Origin of the sequence: Enterococcus sp. AZ188 (assembly GCF_050544075.1) — a bacterium.
In the GTDB taxonomy this organism is placed as follows: Bacteria; Bacillota; Bacilli; order Lactobacillales; family Enterococcaceae; genus Enterococcus_D; species Enterococcus_D entomosocium.
Map to the genome: position 1 here is coordinate 1,565,263 of NZ_CP172943.1, position 24,738 is coordinate 1,590,000.

The following is a 24,738-nucleotide window of genomic DNA, read 5'->3' on the forward strand; positions in this document are numbered from 1 at the left end:
TGACACAATCCCATAAATCAAGTAGCTTATGATTAAAACGATCGACCCTATACCAATCAGCAGCTTTCCTTTTTCAGAAATGTTGATCGTTCCTATATTCCCAGATATCCGAATGAGACTGTCAATGACGAAAAAAATTAGTGATGAGTCACAAATTAGTCCGAGCCAGTACATACCGAAAGTACCAAAGAGACCCCAATTCACTTTTTCGATTAAAAAAGCAGCAATCGTGGTCAATGAACAGAGAAGAAAAAAGAGATGCAGAAAACTGAAGTGCTATAAATACCGATACCTCCAAAAAAACTTTAAATAGGTTAGAAAGACGGTGTAATCGTAGAAACCAATCATAGATGTGCCTCCTTTTGCAGAGAATCAATCAACATTTTTCAATGCAGAAACCAAGTCTAGTTTTTTAAGCCGTTGGCTGACAAGAAATGTTGTACTTAACGAACTAAGCCAAACAATCATAGAGGCGATTGCGACATTAATCCAGGTGAAGTGGGCGGTGTATTCAATCGTAATGGTTGAAAAGGTGCTTACATACTGTGAAAGGAACCAACTTCCTGCAGGAATTCCAATCAGCCAGCCAACCATCGTTGTTGCAGCATTTTCAATCATGGTGATTCGGCGAAGTTCTTTTTTTCTAAAGCCAAGGACGCTTAATGTCGTATAGTCACGAGTTCGTTCAACAAAATTTAGCGTCCCTAAATTGTATAGGACAACGATGACTAACAAAACTGCAAAAGCAATGATCATTGTAAAGATCCCTCCTAGACTATCAACAAATTCATACGCATTGTCCATTTGATCTTGTCGCGCAATCGTTGATGTGATTGCAGGATTGCCGGACAATGCTTCAGCAGTTTCCTCGTCTACTAAAAGCGTCTGAGGCAGAAAAGTCCCACCAGCTTCCAGCCAAGTTTTTTTTAACAAATAAGCACCTTGGTTCGTTTCACTAGTTATGATCCCAGATACTTCAAAGCGAAATGAGCTTTCATGAAATGCAGGAAAGACTTCTATTTGATCGCCTTTTTGAATGCCCGCTCTGTTAGCAAAACCTTCTGTTAGATAAATACCGCCAGGAGTGATCAACTCATTGTCAGTTGTTTTCATATGAACAAAATCCCCTTGATCAATGATCATCAGTAAGCGATTGTAGCCGTCATCAGGTGCAAAACGGGTAGGCAAAATTTGCACCTCTTGTCCAAAGGATTCTTCCAAAAATGCTGAATCACTAGTATTTATTCGTTGATGATAAGTAAAATCCTCTGTATAAGCTTTGTTAACTAAGTGGTTGATGGATTGGGGCATGCCTAGTCCGGCTGTGATCAGCATCATACCACCAGCAACTCCGATGATCCCCATTAAAACTCTCATTTTGTTAGAAGCAGCATCGCGAAACCCCCATTTGGCTTCATAACTTAACGGGTTCCAGAAGAACGAAAGCTTTTCTAGTAACAAATGGGCACTCTTGCCTTTTGTATTCCCTCTAAGGAAGTCCGCTGGCAGGCCAGTACATGCTTGATCAGAAGCAAAATAAGCAGAAGCCATACAAATGATTAACACGAGCAGACAAACGATTAATGAAAGGGAATTGTAGGAAACTGTCCAGTGTGGGAGAGATAGAATATTCTTTTGCGTTTCTAAAACAAAATGCGAAAGCAAGGGCGCTGCTGCCAAGCCAGCGGCGATGCCAAAGCTGCCGATGATCAAGCCGAAGCTAGTGAAATGAAACCCGATTGTTCTATTTGAAAACCCCAACGCTTGAAGGACTGCGATTTCTTTTGTTTGGGTATCAATCAACCGTTTGATCGTTGTATACATTGCAAGAATTGCTAGTAAGATAAACAAGAACGAAAACATAAAGGATAGATTTCGAATTTGAGTGACGCGGCCCAAGGCTTCAGAAACTTCCGTCAAGGTTGCTTGATCATAGTACGCAATATGGCGTTCCCCCATAATCGATTCAATTTCGGTTCTTAAGCGAGAGTTAGTCCCAGAGACTTCGACGACGTTAGGTAAAACGGATGTCTCCAGCATCATTTCTAAAGTCGCTTCTGATAAAATCCCGTAGCCATAGCGTTTCGGGTCGGGGGCAATATACTCTTGTGTACCAGTGAAGAAAAGCTTATCAGTTGTTAAAATCATCCCTGCTATGGTCAATTCAATTTCGCGACCGTCAACCATAATCCTCAGTGATTGATTTAAGGTAAGATCATTCGCCTGTGCGTAGTCGTGATTGATCCAAACAAAGCCAGGGGATTCATGGAATGTAGTACCTTGAACGAAATAAGGCTCTGCGATAGGTTTTCCAAGTGGTGCACTAAGAGTCAAAGTGCGTTCTGATGATGAGGAAGGCGCTTGATTAGTCAAATCAGAAACTGTAAATTCGTACTGAGAGAATGTCTTTTCTATCCCATCTAGTGCTTGGATTGATTGGATATCGTTTTCAGTAAAGCCAGTACCATAAACCCAAGCATCTGCCAGACCATTTGCATCAATAAAGTTGTCCAGGCTTTTTTCCAAACCGCCCCAAACACCTTGTAACCCAACAAATACAAGGACACTTAGAAACGCCATTAAGAAGACGGAGAAGAATTGCGTCCAATTTCTTTTAAGATCTCTAACCAGTTTTATAGACAGAAATTTCATATCAAGACTCCTTTGTTTTTACCTTCAGAGGCTTATTTTGTTCAATCGACTTGATTTTTCCGTCATGCAAATGAATAATTTTATCCGCATATTGAGCGAACTCTGCATTATGTGTGACCATCACCACAGCAGTATCCACATTCACCGCAGCTTTTTTTAATAAAAATAATATTTTTTTCCCTGTATGTGAATCTAAAGCGCCAGTTGGTTCGTCGCAAAGTAAGAGTTTTGGGGCTTTTGCCAAAGCACGTGCAATCGATACTCGCTGCATTTCTCCGCCAGATAATTGGTTAGGGAAGTTATTTTTTCTATGGGATAACCCTACAGATTCAAGGTAGTGAGAGGCTGGTTCATTATTTGTACTCAGTTGTTGTGCAATGCCGACATTTTCTAAAGCGGTTAAGCTAGGAATCAAGTTGTAGAACTGGAAGATAAAACCGACGACGTCACGCCGATAATCTGAAAGCTGTTCATCAGAAAGATGAGAGATTTCTTTTTCTCCCATGCGAAACTCTCCTTGGCTTGGACGATCCATACCGCCTAATAGGTTTAAAAGAGTGCTTTTTCCTGAGCCTGATGGCCCTAAAATGATGGTGAATTCACCCTTATTGATCGTGAGGCTCACATCATTTAATGCAATGATTTTACGATTATTTTCACCATAAAATTTATTGATATGTTTCAATTCGATCATTTTGATCCTCCTAAAGTTTTCTTGTATGTACTGTTATCTTAATAAAGCAAAAACAAAAAAACATCCGTATTATCCGAATGTTTTTTTGCGGAGTTCATCATTTGATTAAATTCAGTTTGATTCCTTCTCGAACAGCACCGATCCTTGTTTGTACGTTCAACTTATTGCAGATAGATGAAACGTGGTTTTCGACGGTTCTGCGACTGATAAATAGTTTTTTTGCGATTTTTTCATTGGTTTGTTCCTGCGAAATCAATTCTAATACTTGCCGTTCTATCTCACTTAAGAGACGCATGTCTTTTTCAAGAAAAAGGTGTTCAGGGGAAACTTTATTGCCATGGTAGACCGTTTTTATCGTTGTGATCAATTCATCATACGAAGCTTCTTTTCTCAAAAAAGCCCATATACCAAGTTCAAAGGCACGCTTATGAAAAAGTGGTTCATAAAAACCCGACAGCATAATTATTTTTGGCAAAGTATCATCAGTTAAGGTATGAATACGAGGAATCAGCTCAAAGGCATGCGTGCCCTTTAGCATCATATCGAGGAGGACAATATCAATTGACTGGTTTGCCATAGCTTGAAAAAAATCTGTTGGTTTTGTAAATGCGCCTATAATCGAAAATGAGGGCTCTTTTTGCAGCGTATTTTTGATTCCTTCAAGGACGAGTTCGTGGTCGTCTAACAATGCAAGTTTAATCGGCATAGTTTGCTCCTTCGAAAATATTTTTTGGAATTCTAAGCTGAATGGTTGTAGGTGAGTAGTGAATGACAAATCTACCCGACAATAACGAAAGCTTTTCTTTAATTACATTTAATCCGAAATGAGGACCTTTACTAAGAGAGTCTTGTCCAAAAGTTCCGTTATCACTAATTTCGAATACTACTGTATCATCCTCAACTGCATTTGTGATTATCAGTTCTGTTGCATGTCCATGCAAAATACTGTTATTGAGCAATTCTTTGACTGAGCGCAAGATGAAGTTGTTGATTTCAGGTGAATCTGAATGGATGGTTCGGTCATAGGCAAAATGTATGAGCACAGGGTGGTTTTGCTGTATTTGAACGAAAAGAGAAGCCAATGTTTTTTCTAATCCTATTTCTTGCAGAAGCAGAGGATATATATCTGAGCAAAGTTCTCTTAAATCATAAATCAATTCATCAAGCTGCTGGATGATTTTTTCTTTTGGCACTGTTTGTCTATCATTTTCAATTTGACGTAACAAGTGGATGATCTCTTGAATGATCCCATCGTGAATATAGCTTGAAATTGTCTCTCGTTCTTTTTCAACTGCTAAAAATACATCTAGTGAATTCATTGGTTCATTATGGCGACTTGCTAAATAGAATAATTCTTGTAGAAGCGGCAAAAGAGTATATATTAAAAGGAAGAGATAAAGAATAATTAGTAGATTAGGAACGTAAGCGTTAAGTTGGCTGATAAAAATGACGATTACCGTTAAAAATAGTGAGAGTATCAGATAGATCGATCTGGTTGTGATACGGTACCGAAATTTCAAGACGCGATCAATTGCTAAGCGATGGAAAATTCCTATAAAAGGCAGAAAGATAAAAAATACCAGCATATAGTAAGGTGCACTCCATCCAATAGGGAATGCATATAAATAAAGAAAAGGGGCAATACTTACAAATAGAATTACTGGAAGGTTGACTTTGGTAGCTGTTCTATGTTTTTTGTGACTTTTATTAAAAAAAGAGAAGCAATATTCGCCAAGCATCAGTAGCATCAAGCTGTAAACAAAACCGACTGCTAAATATTCAGCGAGTACATAGCCAATCTGAAAAAAAGCGGCATAACAGGTTGCTGCTAGATTTAATAGGAGGAGCAGTGCTGGAAAGATTCCTATATTGCTTATTTTATATGAGCTGTTGATCTTCAAAAATGAATTCAAGAAAAATGGAAAAGTGGATAAGGAGATAATCAAAATCACTCTACCTAACGTATTCCCAATACTTGAAGGAAACGCCGCTAAAAAAATAAACGCAAATACAAAGAGCCATAAATAAAAAAGCCGTGATCTTTTTGAAAGAAGCTGTTTTCGATAAAAAAAGAGCAAGAATAAAACTAACGATCCACTAAAAGCTAAAAGTGTAAAAAATATCGGCAGAAATGTTTTGGGCGAATCAAAGCGATAAGTGATTCGTTGCTGCTCTCTTTGGATCGTGAGTGAATTGATTTGCTCGACAACTAGCCAATTTGTTAATTGTTTATTCTCTTTTGGCAAATTTCCATCGAGCTCTACTAGCTGATCATTGATTTGCAGCGAAGTATCCGCTCCCAGACCACCATCATAAATACGTTTTATAAACCATTCGTCATTTATTTGGTAAGCCCGAATGCCTAAATATGTAGTTTGATAAATAGTGTGAGTGAAATAAATCATCAAGATTAGGTAGAAACTCCCCAGTAAGATATGCATCATTTGCCATCTATACGATTTAATCAAGTCGGCCTCCTTTTTTTTGTGAAAAATTTCAAATGAAATGTTCAATTTATCACAAGGGTGATTATCATTGGCAGCATTCTTATCCATGGACTTTGAGACGCTGGGTTACTTTAGACATCCAACATTTCCCTGTGATTTTTTATCAAATAGTGTATCAATAGTTTCAATCTGATTCAAGCGCTTTTTGAAGATTTGCCTTAACAGCACCCTAATTCTGCAATACATTGTCATTTTGTCTAAGAATTTGCATTCTATGAAAATGGCACTATGATTGGTTCCGTCATTTTTTTGCTGCAAAAAGATCGTCTTTATTTTTCCGTTTTCCAAATAATACTGAATTATCTGCGTATTTCATCTATGAGGTGGTGAAAATGGATCGATGGAAGCTGTTCAAAGACTATTGGCGATTTGCAGTTGGTGGTGCTGTTTTGATGGTGTTGCTGATCATCTGGTTTGTACCGTTCTCGCAAAAAAAAGAAACAAACTGGCATTCAATGGCAGATGCAGCAGGTCAATCGTCTGAAATGGGGGAAGGTGGAGCCCTTCAAGAAGATAGTCTTCACGATGAAGAGTATGAGATCGTTATCGATGTCAAAGGGGAAGTGCACCAACCGGGAATTTATCGCTTGAAATCAGGTGCGCGGATGTATGAATTGATCGAACAAGCACGTGGTCTGACAGAAGAGGCGTTAGAAACAGCCATAAACTTAGCACAAGTGCTACAAGATCAACAGATGGTGATCGTCCCTCATAAAGAGGATCAAGCGTTTATGGAGATGAATGCTTCAGGAGTAGGTGGCAGCCAAACAGCAGTGACACAAATCAATCTGAATCAAGCCAATGCACAGCAACTGCAAGAACTGCCAGGTGTGGGTGCCAAAAAAGCAGAAGCAATCATCGCTTACCGAGAAGAATATGGCTTTTTTAAACAGATTGATGACCTAAAAAAGATCACAGGCATCGGAGAGAAGACCTTTGAGTCCTTGAAAGAGATGATTACAGTGGCGGACTGAACCAAATAAATGTAAGAAATACTAAGAAATGACGGTTGAAAATTCAAGAAATTCGATTAGAATAGAACTAATCAATGACAAAGGAGCAAACGAATGAGCAATACGAGAATCCCATGGGACCAGTATTTTATGGCACAAGCTGTATTACTGTCTTTACGCAGTACGTGTTCCCGACTTGAAGTCGGCGCTACATTAGTCAAAGATCGCCGAATCATCGCTGGAGGCTACAACGGGTCCGTCAGTGGCGATGTACACTGCATTGACGATGGCTGTTATGTTGTCGATGACCATTGTATTCGGACGATTCATGCAGAAATGAATGCCTTATTGCAATGTGCAAAATTAGGGGTGTCAACAGACAATGCGGAAATCTATGTGACGCATTTTCCCTGCCTTCCCTGTACGAAAGCAATTTTGCAAGCAGGGGTCAAAAAGATCCATTATTTGAATGACTATCGCAACAATCAGTATGCAATGGAACTGATTCAACAAGTAGGTGCTTCCGTCCACCAAGTTGAACTCGATCCGGTGTATTTTGAAAAACTTTCGTTTGGTGTGCTGAATGATGCACAACCAACAAAAAAGAACTGATTCATTTTTATTTCTTAGTATTATTTTTGCTTGTTCGGTGACTGCTTACTATCGGCAGTCCATCTTACTGGGACTCATTGCACTTTATTATTTCGGGATGCTTGTCTTAAAACGACAAGCATTTTTGTGCATGATTTGTTTTGTCGGACTGTTGCTGTTAAGTGTCCGCGTTTCTCTTTCTCGGACTGGGAACATACAAGAAGGTGAGTATCAAGGGGTAGTCAATGTGCTGCCAGACACGATCAAAGTCAATGGCGATCTACTTACATTTGAAGCAAAATCCTCTGCAGGTAAAGTGATTGGCCGTTACACGGTTTATTCAGAGACTGAAAAACAGCAATGGCAGGATCGATCCGTTTGGGGAAGAAAGCTGCTGGTGAAAGGATTTTTTTCTCTTCCTGAAAAACCACGAAATCGCCATAGCTTTGACTATTCTGCCTATTTGGCCAGTCGATCGATTATTGGCACAGTCCATATTGAGAAAATTGTAGGAATGGAAGAAGCAGACTCAGGCTTTTCGCTTGCAAAAGTTCGAGCAGAGGTTATTTCTTCTGTGCAACGAATCTTTCCTGAACGCTCAGCAGCCTATATCAATGCGTTGCTCTTTGGTTTTAAAGACCATGACTTTCAAGAAGTACGTCAAATGTATCGTGCGAGTGGCTTATTGCATTTTTTTACGATCTCAGGAATGCATGTTGTCTTATTTTTCAAATGGTTTCGCGGATGCTTCTGCCGATTGGGGTTTACGCAAAAAGAAATGCTGTTGCCAATGGGGGTCTTTTTCTTGGTCGTAATTGGGATTTGTGGCGGCGGCATTAGTGTCTGGCGTGCTGTCTTGGCATTGTCGGTTACTCAAGTGACCACTCTTTATCAACAACGGCTATCGGCAAGTGATCATTATGGGATCGTCTTAACGGCTCTTTTATTCGTTGATCCCAAAGTATTGCTTCAAACATCGGGGCAACTAAGTCTTTTGATGACGTTCTTGATAGTAATGCAGCGACCAATCGGATTGACGTGGTTTTGGCGCTGTCAGTTCCTCACGGTGCTGGCTGCGCCTGTCATTGTCTCGCTCTTTTATGAATTCCCATTATTTGGGGGCTTTTTGACGTTTGTCTTTTTACCGTTTTTTCAATTGGTTTTGCTACCAGCCTGTTTCGTAATGTTCATTGCTGGGACACTTTTCCCAACCATCAGTGGGCTGATTGCCCTTTTTGAAGGGCTTTTGCTGCTTATGGAAGTTGTCGTGGGCGCTGTAGGAGGCGTGTCGATAACGGTGGGTGCCGTTCCTGCAGGATTGGCTGCTAGTTGTTGTTTGCTCAGCTTGCTCTGTTACCAAAAGAAACGGTGGCTGCTGGTGATCTGTTTTTCGCTTGTTGTACCAATCGTCTTTCAGAAGAATCGCGTTTTACCCACCATTAGTTATGTCGACGTTGGTCAAGGCGATAGTATCGTTTTACAGGCAGAAAAAAATCGCGAAGTTTATGTGATCGATACTGGAGGTTCTCTGTCTTTTCCGAAAGAAAACTGGCAAGAGCGCAAACGACAAGCTGCCGCGGAATCTACATTGATTCCTTTTTTGAAAGGGGAGGGAGTCAGGAAAATCACCGGGTTGTTTCTAACTCATGGGGACACGGACCATATGGGAGATGCGCTAGCATTGATGAAGGCGATCCCCGTTGAAACGTTATATCTCGTACCAGGAAGTGAACAAGATCACCGCATCGCCAAGCTTTTAAACGAACTGCCTAAGCAGACAAGCGTTGTTTGGACGACGGTTGGCCAAGTAGTGGGTGATTTCCTTCAGTTGCAAGTATTGGCACCAGAATCAGGTGCAGGGCAAAACGAAGATTCGCTGGTGATTAAAACCAAGGTAGGGGATAAAACATTTTTATTTACTGGCGATCTCGAACAAGCAGGGGAAAAAAAGTTGATTCATGATTATCCGAATCTTAAAGTTGATGTATTGAAACTAGGGCATCATGGCAGTCGAACCTCGACGGCACCTGAGTTTGTTGCGGCAATCGATCCCCAATTCGGGATCGTTTCAAGTGGACGGAACAATCGGTACGGGCATCCTCATGAAGAGGTGCTTGAAACGTTGGTAAATCAGACCGTTTTGCGAACCGATCAGCAAGGCATGATCCAATTTATTTGGTCTGAAAAACAACAATCATTTTTGATAAAAACGCTGCTAGACTATCCGATTGACTAATGGTAGGATAAGAATGAAAGCGGGGGGAACGATGGAATTACAAAAAGCGTTGCAAGCAATTCGAACCAAGGAGTTGCAATCGATTTATCTAGTCATCGGCAGTGAAATGTTTTTACAAGAGCAAGTTCGCACGGCCTTTTTGGAGCGTTTTTCCGTTGGGAAAGATGATCTGAATTTTGCTTCCTTTGACATGGAGAAAGATCCCCTTGATATGGTGATCCAAGAAGCCCAATCGTTGCCTTTTTTTGGCGATCAGCGATTACTTTTCGTTGAGCGGCCATTTTTCTTAACGGCTGAAAAAAAGAGCAATGCACCTGAGCATGACCTAGATGATTTTTTGAATTACATCAAAGACCCATTGGAATCATCGGTAATGGTGATTTTTGCAGATGTCGATAAATTAGATGAACGGAAAAAAATTACTAAGCAGCTGAAGAAAGCCGCAGTTGTGATTGATGTCGCACCTATGAAAGAAGCCGACGTGCGTCAGTATCTCCAACAGTCGTTGGCCAATGATGGCATCGAGATGAGCCGAGAGGCGTTTGATTTGTTTTTACGGTTAACGGATCTGCAACTATCAAAAGCGATGCAGGAGTTACAGAAACTACGATTGTATGCAGGAAACGGCAATAAAATCACGAAAGAGATCGTCTTGCAGTTGATCCCTAAGACGTTGGAACATAATGTCTTTGAATTAACCAGTGATGTCTTAAAGGGGAACGTATCGGATGCGTTGCGCTTGTATGACGATCTATTATTGCAAGGGGAAGAGACGATCAAGATCAATGCTATTTTGATCAGCCAAGTGCGTCTACTGTTACAGGCAGCGATTTTGATGAAAATTGGCTACCAGCAAGCCAATATCGCAGAAACGTTGGGGATTCATCCGTACCGAGTGAAGTTAGCGATGCAGCAAGCGCGAGGCTTTGGAGAAAAGCAATTAGCGGCACTCTATAACGAATTGATCGAAAATGATTACTTAGTAAAAAGTGGCCAGATGGACAAAGAGTATTTGTTCCAGCTATTTGTTTTAAAACATGGCAAACAGTAAGTCAAAAAGAAAGGCGCAGCAATCGATGATTGCTGCGCCTTTCTTAATTTGCTTATTTTGCAATTTTTTTACTTAAACGAGATTTGTCGCGACTAGCTTTGTTCTTGTGGATCAATCCTTTAGTCTCAGCCATATCGATTGCTTTAACAGCATCTTTATATAACGCATCTACGTTATCAGCACCAGCTTCAACAGCTTGATCAAATTTTTTGATTGCTGTACGCATTGTGCTTACTTGAGATGAATTCTTAGCATTAGCCGCTTCGCTTGTGCGAACACGTTTGATTGCAGATTCAATGTTTGGCATGTATTTCACCTCCGAAAAAAAAGTTCAATTACGTTTAGAAAACGTATAAATCAACACTAGTCATTATACCTAATGCCAAGAGTGATTGCAATAAAAGTTGTAAAGAAATTTTACTTAACACAAAAATTTGTTTTTTGGCCGTGCTATTTTTTGCTTTATGGTTTTGAAAAATGCTTCTTTACACATTTTTTACTGAATAGTTATAAAAAGTTTACACAGAAAGAGCTTTCTATGCTATGATTACTTCGGAATTTTTAAATGGGGGAATCTATGTGAATATCGCTTTGTTTCTAACGATTGTCTTGTCATTAGGGGTGATTTTCGTCAACGGGTGGACGGATGCGCCGAATGCTATTGCAACCGCTGTCTCCACGAGAGTCTTACGCCCGAATATCGCCATTGGCATGGCAGTCGTCATGAATTTCTTAGGTGTGCTGGTGATGACGTATTTTAATGCGCAAGTTGCAGAAACCATCAGTAATATTGTGACTTTTGACTCAGGCGGGAGTTTTCGGGTCTCACAGATCGCATTAGCCGCTGCCTTGTTTTCAATTGTTGTTTGGACGGTCGCAGCTTGGTATTTTGGGATCCCAACCAGTGAATCTCACGCATTGATTGCGGGATTGACAGGGGCTGCCATGGCTCTGGGTGGTTTACATGCAGTCAACGGTGAAGAATGGATGAAAGTCTTAATCGGTCTCGTTGTGTCTACGTTAATGGGGTTTATTGGTGGATTTTTGATCACGAAACTGATCGTATGGCTCTTTCGCGATACCCAACGGCGAAAAGCCAACAAAATTTTTACGGTTGGTCAAGCCATCGCGGCTGGTGCCAATGCCTTCTTGCATGGTGCCCAAGATGGACAAAAATTCATGGGTGTGTTCATGTTAGGCCTTTTTTACAACAATCTTGCTGAAAAGACCGGCAATGGCTTTGCCATCCCACTGTGGGTGATGGTTCTTTGTTCCTTGACCATGGGGATCGGTACATCGGTCGGTGGGATGAAGATCATTAAATCAGTGGGGATGGATATGGTAAAACTGGAAAAATACCAAGGCTTTTCTGCAGATGTTACTGCAGCAATCTGTTTGTTCTTGTCTTCCGTATTTGGTATCCCAGTTTCAACAACGCACACGAAAACGACCGCTATCATGGGCGTTGGAGCGTCTCGGCGTTTTTCTAGCGTTGATTGGCGCATTGTAAAAGAAATGATCTATGCTTGGATTTTAACCTTTCCTGGCTGTGGATTGATTGCGTTTCTAATGGTCAAATTTTTATTGCTAATTTTGTGAGGAGAGAAAGTAATGGCACGAAAAAAAGGATTCGATTATTTTGCAGCAATGGAGCAGTTGGCGACGAACGGCCATTTAGCTGCCAAACGTTTTTCGCTTTTGATCAACGATTATTCTGAACGAGCATTGACCGAAGCAGCAGCTGAGATTCATGCTTTGGAAAAAGAAGGGGATAAAGTGATCGCTGAGCTAACCAATGAGTTATATGATTCATTTATCACCCCTATCGATCGCGAGGACATCCTAGTCATTTCAGAGCGTCTAGATGATATTTTGGATGGCATTATGGGACTGACTTATTTATTTGAGAATTTGGTCATTACGAAGATCCGCCCTGAAACCAACTTATTTGCTGGAATGATCGTTCAAGCGACACAAGGCGTTGAAACGGCCTTAAAAGAATTTCCTAAGTTCAAAAATTCAAAAACATTGCGTCAAATGATTAATGATGTGAATACGATTGAATCAGAAGCAGACCGTTTGTATTCAAAAATGAAAAAAGCGTTATTCACAGACGAAACGGACGTTCTTGAAATCATTAAATGGAAAGATGTTTATGATCGTTTTGAATCAATTATCAACGACACCGAAAGTGCGGTGGATATTATTGACGGTATGGTAATCAAAAACACGTGAGGAACTAGAGACCTTTCAAACAAAAAAAGAGCAACTCTTGGGCAGGTAAGTGCCACAAGAGTTGCTCTTTTTGCTTATAATTGGATCAGCCAATAGCCGATCAAAATGATTCCTAAAACGATACGATACCATCCAAATACGGTAAAATCGTTACGCTTGATGTAGTTCATCAAGAAACGGATCGCGATGATCGAAACGATGAATGAGACGATGGTTCCTGTTAATAAGATGACGGTTCCTTGGAAATCAAAGGCATTGCCATCTTTCAAAAACTTGAAGATTTTCAAGGCACTGGCACCAAACATGGTTGGAATACCTAAGAAAAATGAAAATTCAGCAGCAACATAACGAGAAGCGCCGATCATGATAGCACCTAATATAGTAGCACCAGAACGAGAAGTTCCTGGGATCAATGCCAATACCTGGAACATGCCGACAATCAAGGCCGCTTTGTAGGTGAATTTGTTCAAATCGGTACATTTCGGTGCTTTATTCTTGTTTCGTTTTTCAACTACGATAAAGCCGATCCCATAAACGATCAAGACGATCGAAACGGAGAAAAAGTTGTAGAAGTGCGCATCTAACCAATCATCTAACGGCAATCCGATAATAACCGATGGCAAGACCGCAACAATAACTTTAAACCATAACGTCCACGTATCTTTTTTCTCTATTTCATTTTTTTGTGGGGAAAAAGGGTTCAGTTTATGGAAATATAAGTAGACGACCGCTAGTATCGCGCCCAATTGAATGACAACATTGAACATCGTCATAAATTCGGGGGTAACATTCAAACCGATAAATTCGTCGGCAAGAATCAAGTGACCAGTGCTGCTAATTGGCAGCCATTCCGTGATCCCTTCAATGATCCCAAATAAAATCGCTTTTATAAAATTTGTAAAAAACATTGGTCCAGTCCTTTCTATGACAAAATACAACTCTTAGTATACCGTTTCCTGATTCGAATACCAATCTTTTTCCTAAAAAAAGAGGGCAGTTTTTAAAACAAAAACTGCTCCTTTCTTGAAGAAATTGATTAGCCGTCAGAGGTTTCTCTTAGGACAAAAGCTCTTGAGAGAGCGCTAAGCCTTTTTTGATGTATTCTGTGTTACCAACTTCGGCGATGGTAAAGCTGCCGTCTTCGTAGATCAGTCGAGTGACCGAACCATTTTCAATATCCATACGAACATTGTTCTCATCATTGATCAGATGCAAAAGAAAAGCGATCGTTAAGCCGTGAGACACAACTAACGCATTGCCGCCGCCTTTTTTCTCAACGCGATAGGCGATATCTTCAAACCCTGTTTTGACACGTTCGGTCAAAACATCAAAGGTTTCCGCCCAATTGGCTGTATCGGCGTGGTAGATCGCATTGGCGATCGCCTCAAACGTGACATGATTAGCAATCATCTCATCATAATCAGGAAAATCAAGAATCCGCGGCAGAACGCCCCACATTTCTGCATCATAGGCCCCTTCAAGTGAGCCAAAGCACCATTCACGAATCCGTTTGTCGATGTGATAAGGGATCTCCGGTCCTCTGACATGTTCACCCAGTATCAGACGCATGGTTTCAATCGCGCGACCGCTGTCACTGGATACTGCTTCTACAAAATCCACATCGCGTAACCCAAGGCCTAAATAGTGGATGCCTTGTTCACCGGTTCGAGTCAATGGTGTGTCACACCAGCCTTGCACCCGCTGCAATGTGTTAAACATTGTTTTTCCGTGACGCACGACATACAATTCCGTCTTTGCCATAACTAGTTATTCCTCCTTTTGATTCGTCATACGTTTATGCGTTAAAAAACGGATTGGTCCGTTTCTCAATTTCGATCGTTGTTGGTTCTCCGTGGCCAGGATAGACCGCCATTTGATTCGGTAAAACAAAGAGTTGCGTTTGGATGCTGGTCAGCAATTGTTCCAAATTTCCGGTTGGCAGGTCTGTCCGACCAATGCTACCTTTAAATAAGGCGTCTCCGGAAACGACAAAATTGTCAAAAATAAAACTGACGCTGCCAATGGAATGACCCGGGGTTGCAACAACCTTAAAGGACATGCCAGCTATCTCGTACTCTTTCAACTCTAGCTCGAATTCAGCTGGACGTGCGGTGATGGTTCCTAATTCAGGATGACGGCCAGAAAGGTTTTTCATAGGATCACTTAGCCATCCTTGCTCAAGCGGACTCACGTAAACGGGGATCTGATAATAATCCCGCAAATGGTCAACTGCGCCGATATGGTCATAATGAGTGTGGGTCAATAAAATCGCTGCTGGTTTTGCGCCTGTTTTTTCGATCTCAGCGATCAATCTCGCTGCTTCTGCTCCAGGATCAATAATCAACAAAACATCTTCTTTCCAAATTAGGTAACAATTTTCTTGAACGGGTCCTGTCACTAAACCAATGATTTTCATGCTAAAACCTCCTAGGATCACAAATACTTGTGTCTGACTATAAGTATAGCTTAAAGTATAAGAGGAAACAAAGAAAGGTTTTTAGGAGTGAAAAATTAATGATAAAAACGATAAACGCAGAAGACAATCGTCAGGCAGTCTGTCAATGGCTAAATCATTCAACGAAAAAAACAGAGGCAGTGAGTGCCTTTTCCGATCAAGAGCAGCTTTCATTTGCTTTTTTTGACAATCAGGATCAACTTGGTGGGGTGATTGGAAAACGGACAGGCAATACGATCCATATTCAATTGTTAGCAGTTGATCCAAGCCATCAGAATCAGGGGATCGGGAAACAATTGATAAAAGCACTTTTTGATCACGGTAAAAAAGCGGGGTGTCGTTCCGTGACGGTTACCACCCAAGACTACCAAGCGCCGCAATTCTACCAAGCAGTCGGCTTCGAACCGTTTGCTGTGCTTACGGATACACCTGTGCTTGGCACGGATAGGCTTTACTTCGTGAAGATGCTGTGATCAACCTTTGGCAGGCAGGTGATAAGGCTAACCAATAGTTTGATGAGAGAAAAGCTTAGAATTATTGTGGGAATTCGAAAATTTTTCTAAGAAACCGCATTAGCAAAAAACTGCTGTTATACTAATTAAAATAAGAAAGCGTTGATTCGTTTGAAACGGGTCTAGTTTTTGACGAAAGCATGAACATTCTTCGTGACCAACTTCGAGGAAAGTGTGTGATCTGTATCTTGCGTTAGTTTTGATTGGTATACCTCAACTTTTTGTAAGAAGGTGTTTTTTATGAAAAAATCCCTGCAATTTTTTTTCACTCTATGCTTCGCCGCGCTCGCTTTAGTGAGCTGTGGCCAAGAGGAGCTAACCATCAACGATTCGAAAGAAGTTTCTGAAACTGTTACTTCCGCCTCAAAAACGGTTGAAAATGGGGACCTTGATTTGATGCTGATCCAAGATGAGAGTGTCATCTTTCCGCAAAGCCAAGGGGTTTATGATTTTCATGAGAATGAGTTGACGATCGTTAAGCAGTATTTGCCGATGGCAGATTTAGAAGATAGTTCAGCCAGCTCTAGTGATGTTGCCTTGTATGAAGGACAAATCGAAAGTGATTTTCAGCGTCATTTTTCCCATTCAGAGGTACAGTTGTCCAACGACCCTTATCAAATTTATGAGATCACCTATCAAGATGCATCATACACGGTTGAAGGGAAGCATTTGACAATCAAAGCAGATGGACGGACCTTTGAGTTCACCTTAGATCTAGACAATCAACAAGCTTTTGACCAAAATGGTGTCAGTTATGATATTCAAGTCGATCAATAAATATCTTTCAAAAATAGCCCTGCTTTACTTGCTTAGGTGAGTAGAGTAGGCTTTTTTGTAAATCCTTCGCCAAACCCATTTTCTGGAAAAAAAAAATGAAGTCAATTATCTGATGAGTAGGTGTTTTGTTGCAAGTGGTTTTTTCATGGTGATAAAACCTGTTTGGATAGGATACTCTCCGCAGAGGATGAAAAGCTGTTTCTGTTCGCTTTTCCAAAAGTAATCTATCCGCTATAATGGCAAACGAGAAGGTGAACACGTGTATAAAGGAAAAGTTGCGGTTAGAAAAATCGTAGAATTTATTTTGCGCCGAGGCGATATTGATAGCCGCAAAGTCAGTAATCATACCGCGCAAGAAGGCGCCCGTATCCATCGCCAACTACAAAAAGAGGCTGGGGATGCGTATCAAAAAGAAGTCTTTTTCAAACGAGAAAGCCAAATTGAGAAAGATTCGATCACTGTCGAAGGTCGTGCCGATGGTCTCTTTTTTGATGCAACTCTTAATTCTTGGGTGATCGATGAGATCAAAACTTCAGAACCAGCGTTCGAAGATATCCCTGAAGATCAAATCGATTTGTTTTTTGCCCAGGGAATGGTTTATGCTTATTTGTTTTTACTACAAGAAAATGAACAAGCAGCGCTTAGTGACAGTGAAAATCAAGAGAAACCAGAAGCGGAACCTACTGCTGAAGGTAATGATCCGAAGAGACCCATCGATCGAATCGCCGTACAATTGACTTATTATCAAACCACTGAAAAGCTGACCACCCGTACGAGAAGAACATTTCAGTTTTCAGAATTAGCTGTTTTTTATGAAGAATTACTTCAGGAATATCATAAATGGTTAGTTTTTCAAGAGAATTGGCGCCGTGTCCGCAATACGTCTTTGCAGCTGCTGTCTTTTCCCTTTGAAACCTTTCGCAAAGGGCAGCGAGAGTTAGCAGCAGCGGCGTATAAAACACTAAAAAATGGCAAGCGACTTTTTGCGGAAGCGCCAACTGGAACTGGAAAAACCATGTCAACGCTGTTTCCCGCATTAAAAGTGCTAGGGGAAGAAGGGGCTGATCGGGTCTTTTATCTGACGGCGAAGACGATCACCAGACAAGTGGCCGAAGATGCACTGAGCAAGTTAGCAGACAACGGTAGTGAAACCAAAAGTGTCACGATTACCGCCAAAGACAAAATCTGTTTTTTAGATGAACGAAACTGTACGCCAGAACACTGTGCGTATGCGCAAGGCTATTACAATCGAATCAACGAAGCATTATGGGATCTGTTGCATCACGAGAACCAAATAACCCGAGAAGTGATCGAGACCTACGGAAAGAAACATACGGTCTGTCCCTTCGAGCTTTCACTGGATGTCAGTGTCTTTTGCGATGTCATTATTGGTGATTATAATTATTTGTTTGATCCCACCGTTTATTTGCGAAGATTTTTTGAGGAGCCGGATGAAGAATATTTCTTTCTAGTGGATGAGGCCCATAACTTAGTCAACCGTTCCAAAGAAATGTATTCGGCAACCATTACCCGGCAGCCATTTAAGGAATTAAAGAAGAAACTATCCAATGACCAGCAAAAATTAAAACGCGCCCTAAACAAAGTTGACAAAGAATTTGCGGCTATTGCTCAAATAGCAAAAGAGGAAGAGTGGGAATATCACCATCAAGCAGCTCCCCATGAAACGATGGTCAATCAGCTCTACAAAGTAGCTGAATTGATGAAGGAATGGTTGCCGGCAAATCCTGAGCATGAATTGCAAGAAGAAGTGCTGCAAGTGTATTTTGAAGCTAACCATTATTTGAAGATCAGTGAATTTTATGATGATCACTACGAAACGACGGTGGAGATCGACCGCTATGATATCAAACTACGGCAATTTTGCATTGAACCAGCGCCGTTTTTGGAATCTGTGTTAGATAAGGGCAAGGCCAGCCTGTTGTTTTCTGCGAGCTTTACTCCTTTGTCCTATTATCAAGAGGTGTTAGGAGGCGGCAATGAAGCTTTGCGCTATCGCCTGCCAAGTCCTTTTGATCCGAAAAATCAGGGGATTTTTATTGCAGACTATATCCAAACAACGTATCGCCAACGTGAAGCCAGCATTCCTGCAATCGTTGATGCAATCCAGCAAATGACCGCAGCGAAAGCGGGAAACTATATGGTCTTTTTCCCTTCTTATCGTTACTTGGATGATGTGGCGGCAGCATTTTCCCAACAGGCGCCAGAGGTGGAGGTCTTGATTCAGGGGACAGCCATGAACGAAGTAGAGCGCGAGGCGTTTCTTGCACAGTTTCAATCTCTTGAGCGGCAACGATCATCCTTGCTAGAAACAAGTCAAGACGGACAAGAGAGCCAGCCAAAAACATTAGTGGCATTTTGTGTCCTTGGTGGAATTTTTTCTGAAGGGATCGACTTGAAAGGCGATCGCTTGATCGGTGCGGCAGTGGTAGGAGTCGGACTGCCGCAAATCAATCACGAGCAAGAATTGATTCGGGAATATTACGATGAGAAAAAGGCAGATGGCTTTGCGTATGCCTATCAGCTGCCCGGGATGAATAAAGTCCTGCAAGCAGCCGGTCGAGTGATCCGGGATGTCAGCGATCGCGGCGTGGTGTTATTGCTGGATCAACGTTTTCGGACACCGCGTTACCAAGAACTTTTCCCACTGCACTGGCAGCATGCCTTAAACATTCGTCGGCCGCAAGAGTTATCAAAGGCATTGACTCATTTTTGGCAAGAAAAAAACTAGAAGCAGAGCTTTCAGGAGAGGTTGTGCAAAATCAGCAGATAAAGCTGATTTTGCCTAACCAACACGTTAGACTCTGTTCTAGTTTTTTTGATTAGCGATAATTTGTAAACTGTAAGTCGATCGTCAAGGGCAGTTTACGCAACAATTGGATCACCTCTTGCAGATCGTCACGACTTTTGCCGGTTACCCGAATTTGATTGTCTTGAATTTGAGTTTTAACTTTTAGCTTGGCGTTTTTGATCGCAGTCGTTATTTTTTTGGCGTTTTCTTTATCGATCCCATTGATCAATTCTGCTGTTTGACGAGCTTTTGCTCCCAAGGCATGCTCCGTTTCGCCAAATTGAATATTTTTCGTTGGTACATTCCGTTTGATCAGCTTCCCAAAGAGCACATCCTTGATTTGCTCCAGCTTAAATTCGTCATCCCCGACAATCGTCAATTTGCCCTCATCCATCTTGATTTCTACCGTGGAGCCTTTAAAATCAAATCGGTTTTTCAATTCTTTTTCCGCCTGTTGAATGGCGTTTTTCACTTCTTCTGTGTTGATCTCAGATACGACATCAAAACTTGCTTCTTTTGCCAAAATCAATCACTCCTCTCATCTCTTACCTATGATTTTAACATGGAGGCGAACGATGCGGGAATGAAAAGTAAATTTTTGCAAATAATTGTTTCATTTTTTCACACAAACTGCTATTCTTTGGAAGGAGATTTTTAGTGAAGGAGCTAGATCATTGTGAGTAAGTTATTAACGAAGCACGAACAATCAGAACGATTGAAAAAAATAGGGGTTATTTTGCTGTCAGGTATCACCGCAGCCATTGCTTTAAATTTCTTTTTGATTCCCGCAAACGTTCTTTCTGCTGGGATGAACGGGGTCGCCCAATTGATCGTGGCACTTGCCTTGGAACATTTTGGCGTTCACCTTAGTACAGGGCTGTTTATTTTCCTCTTAAACTTGCCTATCTTTGTTCTCGGGTTCATCAAACTCGGGAAATCATCGACACTATTGAGCTTTATCAATGTCGTTGTCGTTTCTGTCTTAACGATAATCCTTCCACAAGGAGCAATCACTGACAATATTTTGGTTAACGCTTTGCTCGGTGGCGTACTGTTAGGCGTCGGCGTTGCGTTTTCACTGAAAATGGGTTTTACCACCGGCGGAATGGATATCCTTTCGTTGATATTATCAAAAACGACTGGAAAAACAGTCGGTAAATATATGTTTATTTTAAATGGCATTATTGTCATGGTCTCAGGTTTCGTCTTTTCTTGGGAAAGTGCGTTGTACACGATCATTTCGATTTTCGCAATGAGCTACGTTGTGGACATGCTGCACACAAGTCATCAAAAGGTAACGGCCATGATTATTACGACCAATGCGGAAGCTGTTGGGAAAAATATTTCTAAGCATGTGTTTCGTGGCATGACTTTGTTCCCCTCAGTCGGAGGCTATTCAGGCGTACCGGGCAATATGATCATGATGGTCGTGACCCGCTACGAGATCTACGATTTAGAACAAGCCGTTTTAGAAGCAGACGGCAATGCGTTTATTAACTTTGTGCCGACCCAATCGATCACAGGTCGTTTTGCGACAGATGATGAACAACGGACCTTTAAAACGACGGGGGTCTTCCCAGAACTGAAAATACACAAGAAAAGCCGTCCATAATCAAGGATCGTCCATTTACAAATCTTGCAAAAGAAGGTATTATTTGAAACAAGAATTAAAGGAGGTCTTCAACCGTGGCATATACTGAAGTAGAAGCAGAAGCAATCAAAGAGCGTGTCTTGGCTGCCTTGGAAACCGTGATTGACCCTGAGTTGGGGATTGATATAGTGAATCTAGGCTTAGTTTATGAAGTCGAATTTGATGCAGAAACAGGCAATACCATAATCAAAATGACCTTAACAACAATGGGCTGTCCCTTAGCCGACGTATTGACTGAATCGATACACGAAGCACTAAGCGATATTCCAGAAGTCAAAAATCCAGAAGTAAAACTAGTCTGGTATCCCGCTTGGACGACTGATAAAATGAGTCGTTATGCACGGATTGCTTTGGGGATTCGTTAAGGATTTTATCGTAGAAAATAAATGTCTTAGACTCTTTTATCAGCTGAATAAAGTTGATAGAAGAGTCTTTTTGGATTTAAGTTGGATGCTTGTCTTTAACTATCTTGCTTTTAGTCAGTGCTTGCAGAAAGTTTGCGAAGATTGCATTGCATTTTAGGAAATGAAACGGTAAACTAGTTGGAAAGATTGGAGGAATGAATCAATGTTAGCTACGAATTTTGGGAAATATACATACAAAAATCCGTTTATGAACGCCTCAGGAGTCCATTGTATGACGATCGAGGAATTAGATGAATTAGCGGCATCAGCAGCTGGGGCATTTGTCACGAAGAGTGCAACGCTAGAAGCACGTGCGGGAAATCCAGAACCACGTTATACCGATTTACCGTTAGGAAGCATCAATTCGATGGGATTACCAAATCTAGGGGTGGACTACTACTTAGACTATGCTATCAAAAAACAGCAGGAAATGACCCAGCAAGCGCCATTCTTTTTCTCTGTCGCTGGTATGAGCGTGGCTGAAAACATTGAGTTATTGAAGAAAATCCAAGAAAGTGATTTTGAAGGAATCACAGAGTTAAATCTTTCTTGTCCAAACGTGCCAGGAAAACCCCAAGTTGCCTATGATTTTCCTTTGACCGATCAAATTTTGGAAACAGTCTTTGGTTTTTTCACAAAACCTTTAGGTGTCAAATTGCCGCCATACTTTGATTTGGCTCACTTTGATGAGATGGCTAAGATATTGAACAAGTATCCGTTAACTTATATCAATTCAATCAATAGTATTGGGAATGCTTTATTTATCGATCCTGCTACTGACTCAGTAGTCATCAAACCAAAAGATGGGTTTGGCGGTTTGGGAGGCGAATATGTGAAACCAACGGCATTAGCCAATGTGCGGGCTTTCTATACACGTCTCAAGCCAGAAATCAAAATTATCGGGACTGGTGGGATTCGTAATGGTCAAGATGCGTATGAACATTTGTTATGTGGCGCTTCTATGTTGCAGATCGGCACAGAGCTGCAAAAAGAAGGACCGGTGATCTTTGAACGATTGACGAAAGAATTAGCAGCGATCATGAAAGAAAAAGGGTATCAATCAATCAGTGAGTTCCAGGGGAAATTAAAAACGATTGATTAAGAACGACTTTGAATGCTTTACTATCCGCTTCTTTTTATAGAAGAAAGGTGGTTTTTAATGGAGAAGTTTCGTAAAACAACGGAGGATGATCTGGTTGAGTTGATGGCGCTTTTTGAAGAAGGCATTGCTTTTTTAAAAGCTCAAGGATCCCCACAATGGCAAAATGGCTATGGCCCAAAAGAAACTCAAATCAAAGAAGATATTGCAAAAGGTGAAAGCTATGTGTTAGTGAAAGATGGGAAAATCGCAGCGTCTGCGGCACTGGTTTCTGGTGAAGATCCTGTCTACAACGCAATTACCGGCGCAGGGTGGGATGGAAACGGTCCATATCTATCCATTCATCGCGTCGTTGTCAGTTCTCATTTTAAAGGGCAAAAGTTAAGCGCCAAATTGCTGCAAGCTCTTGAAGTGGTTGCATTAGAGCAAGGAATCGTTGATTTACGTATCGATACGTATAAAGCTAATATTGGTATGCAAAAGAATATTCAAGCAGCTGGCTATCAATACAAAGGAGAGGTAACATTCCCTTTTCCGAACGGAGAGCGATTGGCTTTTCAAAAACGTTTGACCGCAAGCTAAGCATTCTATTCCATTAGTGTCACTTGGCTGAATTAATGGAATAGTTGTGTCAAAGTGAATTTTTGGTATGAAAATGCGGATAATGGTTGTCAGAATCCTTTCGGCTTGCTAAGATAAGCACGTAAAGGACGGTGCCAAATGAAGAAAAGAATCAAAAAGAAAAAAGCTTATAAAAAATATATCCATGATATTTTTGCGGGTTATGAAGAAATGCTTGAGAATCCAGCGATCAATGAGAAGAAGTTTTCTTATCTGAAAGAAGAAACAACCTTAAAACGAGACGATCAAAATCAGATCCGTTTTCGTACGATCGATATTGATTAAACTACCTATTTTGGGTAGTTTTTTTGTTTATCTCGACTTAGTTGAAAATATTTCAGAAAAAAGCTTGCTCTTTCATTCTTAGAATGATAAAGTATTCAACGTTGGCAATTGAGCCAGCGGGTCAAAAGAGCGTTTGAAAAAACTTCAAAAAAGACTTGACCAAAAATGAAACAGATGATATTATAACGAAGTCGCAATAATAAAATAGTTAATCGATGTTGATACATCAACAAAATTAATTAAAAAAAGTTGTTGACAAATAACAAATCATTTGTTATTCTAATGAAGTCGCTGAGACAGCCGCTGCGAAGTTGAAAAACAACGAGCGAAAAAAACTTTTAAAAAAGAGTTGATAATCAATTGTCGCTCTGATATGATATAAAAGTTGCTAACACAGCACTGTAGACCTTTGAAAACTGAACAAAGCAAGCAAACGAACCAATGTGTAGGACGTTTCAATTTATTGAAACAAATACATGCAAGCAATAGCTAGCAAAGTTAATTTTTATGAGCTTAATGACCGTATGGTCATTCAAACAAATCATTATGAGAGTTTGATCCTGGCTCAGGACGAACGCTGGCGGCGTGCCTAATACATGCAAGTCGAACGCTTTTTCTTTCACCGGAGCTTGCTCCACCGAAAGAAAAAGAGTGGCGAACGGGTGAGTAACACGTGGGTAACCTGCCCATCAGAAGGGGATAACACTTGGAAACAGGTGCTAATACCGTATAACACTATTTTCCGCATGGAAGAAAGTTGAAAGGCGCTTTTGCGTCACTGATGGATGGACCCGCGGTGCATTAGCTAGTTGGTGAGGTAACGGCTCACCAAGGCAACGATGCATAGCCGACCTGAGAGGGTGATCGGCCACACTGGGACTGAGACACGGCCCAGACTCCTACGGGAGGCAGCAGTAGGGAATCTTCGGCAATGGACGAAAGTCTGACCGAGCAACGCCGCGTGAGTGAAGAAGGTTTTCGGATCGTAAAACTCTGTTGTTAGAGAAGAACAAGGATGAGAGTAGAACGTTCATCCCTTGACGGTATCTAACCAGAAAGCCACGGCTAACTACGTGCCAGCAGCCGCGGTAATACGTAGGTGGCAAGCGTTGTCCGGATTTATTGGGCGTAAAGCGAGCGCAGGCGGTTTCTTAAGTCTGATGTGAAAGCCCCCGGCTCAACCGGGGAGGGTCATTGGAAACTGGG

23 protein-coding genes and 1 rRNA gene (1 of these 24 only partly in view) are annotated in these 24,738 nt (G+C 41.2%); 15 read left to right on the top strand and 9 right to left on the bottom strand.

The features are described 5' to 3' along the window. Window positions 1-372: 372 nt before the first annotated feature. The 4 genes from IGI86_RS07235 to IGI86_RS07250 form a co-directional block, all read right to left on the bottom strand. Window positions 373-2,652: an ABC transporter permease gene (locus tag IGI86_RS07235; protein ID WP_005236281.1), complete on the bottom strand. Its 2,280-nt coding sequence runs from the start codon at window positions 2,650-2,652 to the stop codon at window positions 373-375. Between the two features lies 1 nt (window position 2,653). Beyond that, window positions 2,654-3,346 (bottom strand): ABC transporter ATP-binding protein, encoded by a 693-nt coding sequence (locus IGI86_RS07240; protein WP_430617865.1) that lies wholly within the window; start codon window positions 3,344-3,346, stop codon window positions 2,654-2,656. A gap of 97 nt (window positions 3,347-3,443) precedes the next feature. Beyond that, window positions 3,444-4,052 carry a response regulator transcription factor gene (locus tag IGI86_RS07245; RefSeq protein ID WP_194187967.1) on the bottom strand — a complete coding sequence of 203 codons (609 nt, stop codon included), beginning with the start codon at window positions 4,050-4,052 and terminating at the stop codon, window positions 3,444-3,446. Next, the gene (locus IGI86_RS07250) at window positions 4,042-5,814 is read right to left on the bottom strand and encodes a sensor histidine kinase (protein WP_139843939.1); all 1,773 of its coding nucleotides are present in this window, start codon (window positions 5,812-5,814) and stop codon (window positions 4,042-4,044) included. Before IGI86_RS07250 ends, IGI86_RS07245 begins: the two co-directional genes overlap by 11 nt. Before the next feature lie 371 nt (window positions 5,815-6,185). Between IGI86_RS07250 and IGI86_RS07255 the strand changes: the two genes are divergently transcribed. The 4 genes from IGI86_RS07255 (at window position 6,186) to holA (ending at window position 10,684) form a co-directional block, all read left to right on the top strand. Beyond that, on the top strand, window positions 6,186-6,827 hold the full coding sequence (locus IGI86_RS07255; RefSeq protein WP_430617866.1) for a helix-hairpin-helix domain-containing protein: 642 nt from the start codon (window positions 6,186-6,188) through the stop codon (window positions 6,825-6,827). A gap of 93 nt (window positions 6,828-6,920) precedes the next feature. After that, complete coding sequence (locus tag IGI86_RS07260) at window positions 6,921-7,418, top strand: ComE operon protein 2 (RefSeq protein ID WP_005236270.1); 498 nt, start codon at window positions 6,921-6,923, stop codon at window positions 7,416-7,418. Further along, entirely contained in the window at window positions 7,390-9,633 is a 2,244-nt protein-coding gene (locus tag IGI86_RS07265) for a DNA internalization-related competence protein ComEC/Rec2 (RefSeq protein ID WP_086317355.1), read from the top strand. The genes IGI86_RS07260 and IGI86_RS07265 overlap by 29 nt, the downstream gene beginning before the upstream one ends. A 31-nt stretch (window positions 9,634-9,664) precedes the next feature. Then, window positions 9,665-10,684, top strand: coding sequence for a DNA polymerase III subunit delta (holA, locus tag IGI86_RS07270; RefSeq protein ID WP_301389368.1), 1,020 nt, complete (start codon window positions 9,665-9,667; stop codon window positions 10,682-10,684). Between the two features lie 52 nt (window positions 10,685-10,736). On the opposite strand, the gene rpsT is transcribed toward holA, so the two are convergent. Beyond that, entirely contained in the window at window positions 10,737-10,991 is a 255-nt protein-coding gene (rpsT, locus tag IGI86_RS07275) for a 30S ribosomal protein S20 (protein WP_005230162.1), read from the bottom strand. 236 nt (window positions 10,992-11,227) lie between these two features. Here rpsT and IGI86_RS07280 point away from each other — a divergent pair, with 236 nt between their 5' ends. Both IGI86_RS07280 and IGI86_RS07285 read left to right on the top strand, forming a co-directional pair. Continuing rightward, complete coding sequence (locus IGI86_RS07280) at window positions 11,228-12,283, top strand: inorganic phosphate transporter (protein ID WP_005236263.1); 1,056 nt, start codon at window positions 11,228-11,230, stop codon at window positions 12,281-12,283. Between the two features lie 12 nt (window positions 12,284-12,295). Continuing rightward, entirely contained in the window at window positions 12,296-12,919 is a 624-nt protein-coding gene (locus tag IGI86_RS07285) for a DUF47 domain-containing protein (RefSeq protein WP_008381351.1), read from the top strand. Window positions 12,920-12,993: 74 nt separating this feature from the next. Here IGI86_RS07285 and IGI86_RS07290 read toward each other — a convergent pair whose 3' ends face one another. The 3 genes from IGI86_RS07290 to IGI86_RS07300 all read right to left on the bottom strand — a co-directional run bounded on the left by IGI86_RS07290 (window position 12,994) and on the right by IGI86_RS07300 (window position 15,335). Then, a complete protein-coding gene (locus IGI86_RS07290; protein ID WP_005236259.1) occupies window positions 12,994-13,827 on the bottom strand; it encodes an undecaprenyl-diphosphate phosphatase in 834 nt (277 codons plus the stop codon). Between the two features lie 148 nt (window positions 13,828-13,975). After that, the gene (locus tag IGI86_RS07295; RefSeq protein WP_005236258.1) at window positions 13,976-14,680 is read right to left on the bottom strand and encodes a histidine phosphatase family protein; all 705 of its coding nucleotides are present in this window, start codon (window positions 14,678-14,680) and stop codon (window positions 13,976-13,978) included. A 34-nt stretch (window positions 14,681-14,714) separates the two neighbouring features. Next, window positions 14,715-15,335 carry an MBL fold metallo-hydrolase gene (locus IGI86_RS07300; RefSeq protein ID WP_005236256.1) on the bottom strand — a complete coding sequence of 207 codons (621 nt, stop codon included), beginning with the start codon at window positions 15,333-15,335 and terminating at the stop codon, window positions 14,715-14,717. 98 nt (window positions 15,336-15,433) lie between these two features. Here IGI86_RS07300 and IGI86_RS07305 point away from each other — a divergent pair, with 98 nt between their 5' ends. From IGI86_RS07305 to IGI86_RS07315, 3 genes are all read left to right on the top strand, one after another. Beyond that, window positions 15,434-15,847, top strand: coding sequence for a GNAT family N-acetyltransferase (locus tag IGI86_RS07305; protein WP_008381348.1), 414 nt, complete (start codon window positions 15,434-15,436; stop codon window positions 15,845-15,847). Window positions 15,848-16,126: 279 nt separating this feature from the next. Beyond that, complete coding sequence (locus tag IGI86_RS07310) at window positions 16,127-16,663, top strand: hypothetical protein (protein ID WP_016613385.1); 537 nt, start codon at window positions 16,127-16,129, stop codon at window positions 16,661-16,663. 259 nt (window positions 16,664-16,922) lie between these two features. After that, entirely contained in the window at window positions 16,923-19,412 is a 2,490-nt protein-coding gene (locus IGI86_RS07315) for an ATP-dependent DNA helicase (RefSeq protein WP_430617867.1), read from the top strand. Between the two features lie 91 nt (window positions 19,413-19,503). Here IGI86_RS07315 and IGI86_RS07320 read toward each other — a convergent pair whose 3' ends face one another. Next, window positions 19,504-19,995 carry a YajQ family cyclic di-GMP-binding protein gene (locus IGI86_RS07320; protein WP_144330388.1) on the bottom strand — a complete coding sequence of 164 codons (492 nt, stop codon included), beginning with the start codon at window positions 19,993-19,995 and terminating at the stop codon, window positions 19,504-19,506. Window positions 19,996-20,148: 153 nt separating this feature from the next. Between IGI86_RS07320 and IGI86_RS07325 the strand changes: the two genes are divergently transcribed. From IGI86_RS07325 to IGI86_RS07350, 6 genes are all read left to right on the top strand, one after another. Further along, window positions 20,149-21,084 carry a YitT family protein gene (locus IGI86_RS07325; protein ID WP_005236241.1) on the top strand — a complete coding sequence of 312 codons (936 nt, stop codon included), beginning with the start codon at window positions 20,149-20,151 and terminating at the stop codon, window positions 21,082-21,084. A 74-nt stretch (window positions 21,085-21,158) separates the two neighbouring features. Then, on the top strand, window positions 21,159-21,488 hold the full coding sequence (locus tag IGI86_RS07330; RefSeq protein ID WP_008381344.1) for a metal-sulfur cluster assembly factor: 330 nt from the start codon (window positions 21,159-21,161) through the stop codon (window positions 21,486-21,488). A 202-nt stretch (window positions 21,489-21,690) separates the two neighbouring features. Beyond that, entirely contained in the window at window positions 21,691-22,629 is a 939-nt protein-coding gene (locus IGI86_RS07335; protein ID WP_005236221.1) for a dihydroorotate oxidase, read from the top strand. A 57-nt stretch (window positions 22,630-22,686) separates the two neighbouring features. Next, complete coding sequence (locus tag IGI86_RS07340) at window positions 22,687-23,208, top strand: GNAT family N-acetyltransferase (RefSeq protein ID WP_008381336.1); 522 nt, start codon at window positions 22,687-22,689, stop codon at window positions 23,206-23,208. Window positions 23,209-23,346: 138 nt separating this feature from the next. Continuing rightward, entirely contained in the window at window positions 23,347-23,532 is a 186-nt protein-coding gene (locus IGI86_RS07345) for a hypothetical protein (protein WP_005236216.1), read from the top strand. A 542-nt stretch (window positions 23,533-24,074) separates the two neighbouring features. After that, window positions 24,075-24,738 (top strand): 16S ribosomal RNA (locus IGI86_RS07350); it runs 896 nt beyond the window's last position.

What these genes read in the sequence shown, in the direction of transcription:
- IGI86_RS07235 (WP_005236281.1), bottom strand. Translation starts at nt 2,652, where the DNA reads ATGAAATTTCTGTCTATAAAACTGGTTAGAGATCTTAAAAGAAATTGG.
- IGI86_RS07280 (WP_005236263.1), top strand. Translation starts at nt 11,228, where the DNA reads ATGATTACTTCGGAATTTTTAAATGGGGGAATCTATGTGAATATCGCT.
- IGI86_RS07260 (WP_005236270.1), top strand. Translation starts at nt 6,921, where the DNA reads ATGAGCAATACGAGAATCCCATGGGACCAGTATTTTATGGCACAAGCT.
- IGI86_RS07305 (WP_008381348.1), top strand. Translation starts at nt 15,434, where the DNA reads ATGATAAAAACGATAAACGCAGAAGACAATCGTCAGGCAGTCTGTCAA.
- IGI86_RS07245 (WP_194187967.1), bottom strand. Translation starts at nt 4,052, where the DNA reads ATGCCGATTAAACTTGCATTGTTAGACGACCACGAACTCGTCCTTGAA.
- IGI86_RS07310 (WP_016613385.1), top strand. Translation starts at nt 16,127, where the DNA reads ATGAAAAAATCCCTGCAATTTTTTTTCACTCTATGCTTCGCCGCGCTC.
- IGI86_RS07265 (WP_086317355.1), top strand. Translation starts at nt 7,390, where the DNA reads ATGATGCACAACCAACAAAAAAGAACTGATTCATTTTTATTTCTTAGT.
- IGI86_RS07345 (WP_005236216.1), top strand. Translation starts at nt 23,347, where the DNA reads ATGAAGAAAAGAATCAAAAAGAAAAAAGCTTATAAAAAATATATCCAT.
- IGI86_RS07290 (WP_005236259.1), bottom strand. Translation starts at nt 13,827, where the DNA reads ATGTTTTTTACAAATTTTATAAAAGCGATTTTATTTGGGATCATTGAA.
- rpsT (WP_005230162.1), bottom strand. Translation starts at nt 10,991, where the DNA reads ATGCCAAACATTGAATCTGCAATCAAACGTGTTCGCACAAGCGAAGCG.
- holA (WP_301389368.1), top strand. Translation starts at nt 9,665, where the DNA reads ATGGAATTACAAAAAGCGTTGCAAGCAATTCGAACCAAGGAGTTGCAA.
- IGI86_RS07285 (WP_008381351.1), top strand. Translation starts at nt 12,296, where the DNA reads ATGGCACGAAAAAAAGGATTCGATTATTTTGCAGCAATGGAGCAGTTG.
- IGI86_RS07240 (WP_430617865.1), bottom strand. Translation starts at nt 3,346, where the DNA reads ATGATCGAATTGAAACATATCAATAAATTTTATGGTGAAAATAATCGT.
- IGI86_RS07255 (WP_430617866.1), top strand. Translation starts at nt 6,186, where the DNA reads ATGGATCGATGGAAGCTGTTCAAAGACTATTGGCGATTTGCAGTTGGT.
- IGI86_RS07335 (WP_005236221.1), top strand. Translation starts at nt 21,691, where the DNA reads ATGTTAGCTACGAATTTTGGGAAATATACATACAAAAATCCGTTTATG.
- IGI86_RS07295 (WP_005236258.1), bottom strand. Translation starts at nt 14,680, where the DNA reads ATGGCAAAGACGGAATTGTATGTCGTGCGTCACGGAAAAACAATGTTT.
- IGI86_RS07300 (WP_005236256.1), bottom strand. Translation starts at nt 15,335, where the DNA reads ATGAAAATCATTGGTTTAGTGACAGGACCCGTTCAAGAAAATTGTTAC.
- IGI86_RS07340 (WP_008381336.1), top strand. Translation starts at nt 22,687, where the DNA reads ATGGAGAAGTTTCGTAAAACAACGGAGGATGATCTGGTTGAGTTGATG.